Annotated in this window: 4 protein-coding genes; all 4 read left to right on the top strand. The window is 62.0% G+C overall.

The features are described from left to right. Window positions 1–162: 162 nt before the first annotated feature. The gene (locus JJ869_RS22770) at window positions 163–426 is read left to right on the top strand and encodes a hypothetical protein (protein WP_292271136.1); all 264 of its coding nucleotides are present in this window, start codon (window positions 163–165) and stop codon (window positions 424–426) included. A 115-nt stretch (window positions 427–541) separates the two neighbouring features. Continuing rightward, window positions 542–2,023: a histidine kinase dimerization/phosphoacceptor domain -containing protein gene (locus JJ869_RS22765; RefSeq protein WP_292271135.1), complete on the top strand. Its 1,482-nt coding sequence runs from the start codon at window positions 542–544 to the stop codon at window positions 2,021–2,023. A gap of 24 nt (window positions 2,024–2,047) precedes the next feature. Then, window positions 2,048–2,995, top strand: coding sequence for an ADP-ribosylglycohydrolase family protein (locus tag JJ869_RS22760; protein WP_292271132.1), 948 nt, complete (start codon window positions 2,048–2,050; stop codon window positions 2,993–2,995). 177 nt (window positions 2,996–3,172) lie between these two features. Next, window positions 3,173–3,590 (top strand): AI-2E family transporter (locus JJ869_RS22755; RefSeq protein WP_292271130.1); only part of this gene is annotated, 418 nt, incomplete at its 3' end.

Genomic DNA, 3,590 nt, shown 5'->3' with positions numbered 1-3,590 from the left:
TTTCCAGCGAAAACTCATAGAACAGCGCCGCCTGTGCTTCCTGCCTCGGTCCCATCATCGCCGGTTCTCCCCCTCGATTTCAGGAATTGAATCAGCAGTTCAGACTTCGATCAAGGAAGAGTTTTTCAACAAAATACGCCAAGCGCAACATTCCACGGGGTCTTGTTCAAGGATCTCGACCTGACTGGCCTGCCGCTGTCGCAAGAGCAGATCGACCAGAGTTATGGCGACGCAAGCGTGATCCTGCCCGAGGGCATCATGCGCCCCCCGCATTGGCCGGATTGGGACGTGCCGGTCTTCGACAACGACAGCATCCTCACCCAATGGCGGTTTTGGCGTGATTGCCCTGCAGGTTACAAGCCGCCGCGGCACCCGGACTGCAGCCCCGGATTCGAGGCTCCGCTCGTGGTATCTTTCGCAAAATAGGCATCTGCGATTGGTGCCTTCGGTTGACGCGACACCCTTCGCCCGTGTCATGTGGACTCTGCGCCGAAAATGGACCAGCGTATTGGCGATAACACTGGCGGAGTCGATCTGAAGAATGACGAGTGATGTGCTTGTTTCCCAAGAGACATCGTCTCTGTCCGACATCCTTGCCCTCGGCTTTGAGGCCGTGCCCTTTGCAGCGCTGTTCTATCTGCCCGATGACAAGCTGACGCTGCTCTGGCGCAACTCGGCCCATGCAATCATGTCGGGTTCGGTTGGCGCGGATATCACCGGCATGGGGATGTTCGAAGCATTTCCGCCGAGTGCGGATGCCGAAGGTGCCGATGCGGTGAACTTCATCCGCAATGCCACCGCTGAAATCATGCGCACCGGCAAACCGCAGGAGGTTGGTCCAGCGCGGTTCGACCTGCTGAGCGACGAAGGCCATTATGTCGAACACCATTGGCAGGTGCATTTTGCGCCGATCCGCAAGGACGGCGAGATCATCGCCATCCTCCAAACCGCGCGGGACGTGACCGAAGCCACCCTGACCGCGCGCCTCGCACAAAGCCACAGACGCGCCGCCACCTCTACGGCAGCGGTCGCCTATTTCAGCTACGACCCCGAGACCGATCTGTTTCTGCGTCACGACGGCATCGACGCGATGTTCGGCTTTGCCCCTGATGAGGCCGGCCTTTATGCAGCTCCGTTCTTTCAGCGGGTCCACGAAGACGACATTGGCGCCGTGTATGCCGAGGTGGAGCGCGTGCTGGCAGCGCCGCATGGCGACATCGCGTCCTTTGATTACCGGGTGTGCCTGCCCACGGGCGAAGAGCGATTTGTCCGCATCCGGGGTGAGATTGCGACCGATCCGGTGGACCGCAAGCCCAAGCTGGTCGGCACCTTTGTCGACCTGACCGACATTGAAACCGCCCGGCGCGACCTGCAACAGGCGGTGCATGTGCGCGAGGCGCTGGTGGTCGAGGCCAATCACCGGATCAAGAACAGTCTGCAGATCGCGCTGTCGCTGCTGCGTCTTCAGGCAAACAAGCTGATGGTCGCGGGTGGGCCTGCGGCTGACAAGGCCCGCGAGGCTTTGCGCGCCGTAGAGTCGCGCGTCCGCGCCGTGGCCGATGTGCATGCCGCCATCCAGATCGACGATGACGTCGCGCAGATCGACCTTGTGACCCTGTTCAACCGGCTGGTGCTGTCGACCCGCAAGAGTGCGGAACTGCCGGACGAGGCGATGGTTTTCACCCACCCGACCGAGCGGATCAGCCTCAAGAGCGATACGGCCATTGCGCTGAGCCTGATGCTGAACGAGTTGCTGACCAACGCGATCAAATACGGCGCGCCAAATGCGCAATCGCCGGTGACGCTGGACCTGGACGTGTCCGATGACAGGGCGTTGCAGATCACCGTGGCCAATGCCGATCGTGACACCACGAAAGCCAACCTCGACATCGATTCCACTGGGACAGGCGAACGGCTGGTGCAACAATTCGCGATGCAGATCGGGGCCGAGATCAGCCGCACTAAGGATGGAACGTTGGTTGTAGCGCGCGTGACCATGCCGTTTGGGGAGCAACGGGGATAACATGGTTGGCAGTGGTGATATGAGATGAACCCGACACAGACATCCGCGATGCTGCTTGGTGCGCTTGTGGCAGATGCGGCCAGCCTTGGTCTTCACTGGCTCTACGATCCGGACCGGATCGCCGAAATCGCAACCGCGCGTGGCACAGCTGCATTCGCCCCTGTGGATGCGGCGTTTTTCGAGGGCACCAAGGGCTATTTCGCCCATGCGGGACGCCATGCCGGCATGTTGACGCAATACGGTGAAGCGCTGTTGGTCGCGATGCGCAGCATGGTCGACAGCAAAGGCACCTTTGACGCGGCGGCCCAGCGCAGCGCATTTGCCGCGCATTTCGGGCCGGGCGGGGCGTATTCCGGCTATATCGACCGCCCGACACGCGGCGCATTGGAGCGGATCGCGGCGGAACAGCTGCCTTCCGGAATCGATGATGATCAGAACCCCGCGCTGACCCGGCTGCCCGCCATTGTCGCCGCCTACCACGCCTCACCCGATCTGACCGCGCAGGCCGAGGCGGCGATGCAGATCACCAATGTGAACGCGGTGGCTGGGGCGTATACTGCTGTTTTTGCGGACCTGCTCTGTCGCGTGCTGAACGGCGAATCCGTCGCCGAGGCGCTTGGGGCGGCAGCGGAGGCCGCAACCGGCGACGTTCAGGCGGCACTGAAGGATGCGCTGACCACATCCGAGGCGGATGCGACCGTCTATGCGGGTCTGGTCGGGAGGGCCTGCCATCTGCCCACTTCGGGCCCAGTGATGTTCCATGTGCTGCGCCACAGCACCAGCTATGCCGACGCGGTGGAGCGCAATATTATGGCGGGCGGCGACAGCGCCGGTCGGTCGCTGATGATCGGCGCGGCGATGGGGGCGGCACACGGGATCGCAACACCCAAGGGCATCCCGCTCGATTGGGTGCTGGCGCTGAGCGACGGTGCGGCGATCTGGGAGGCCTGCCGGGCTTTGGGGCGGGATTGATCCGGGAATATTGGGGGATCACGCCCCCACACAGCGCGGCGCATTTTGCGTCAACGCAAAATAGCGATGCGTCGACGCATCGCCGCCCCTTTTCCAGCCGGTGTTCATCCATGCACCACCTCTTGAAACCCGCCCCCGGACAGGCGATGTAGGGACAAGGTCAGAGGGGCAGATCGCATGGCACTTCCCGCACGGGAACAGCTGAAATACTGGAGCATTGCCGCCATCGTTTTCGCGGTGGTGCTGTGGTTCCTTGGCGACGTGCTGCTGCCTTTCGTGCTGGGGGGCGCGATCGCCTATTTCCTTGATCCGGTGGCCGACCGCCTTGAACGCATGGGCTTCAGCCGCATCATGGCGACCGCCATCATCACCGTAATCGGAGTCCTGGCGTTCATCCTGCTGCTGCTCTGGGTGATCCCGTCGCTGGTCAAACAGGCGCTGGACCTCTTTGAGATCGCTCCGACGCTCTTTACCAACCTGCGCGATTTCCTGATCGAACGCTTCCCTGACCTCATGGACACTGAAAGCCCGCTGCGGCAGTCGCTGATTTCCATTGGCGAGACGATAAAGGCGCGTGGCGGCGAATTGCTGAACA

This window comes from Marivita sp., assembly GCF_017643905.1.
Classification (GTDB): domain Bacteria; phylum Pseudomonadota; class Alphaproteobacteria; order Rhodobacterales; family Rhodobacteraceae; genus Marivita.
The sequence above is the reverse complement of the archived record's forward strand: the minus strand, read 5'-3'. Positions and strand labels throughout refer to the sequence as shown.

Excerpts from the sequence above, each read along its gene's own strand:
- JJ869_RS22765 (WP_292271135.1), top strand. The coding sequence starts at position 542 with ATGACGAGTGATGTGCTTGTTTCCCAAGAGACATCGTCTCTGTCCGAC.
- JJ869_RS22760 (WP_292271132.1), top strand. The coding sequence starts at position 2,048 with ATGAACCCGACACAGACATCCGCGATGCTGCTTGGTGCGCTTGTGGCA.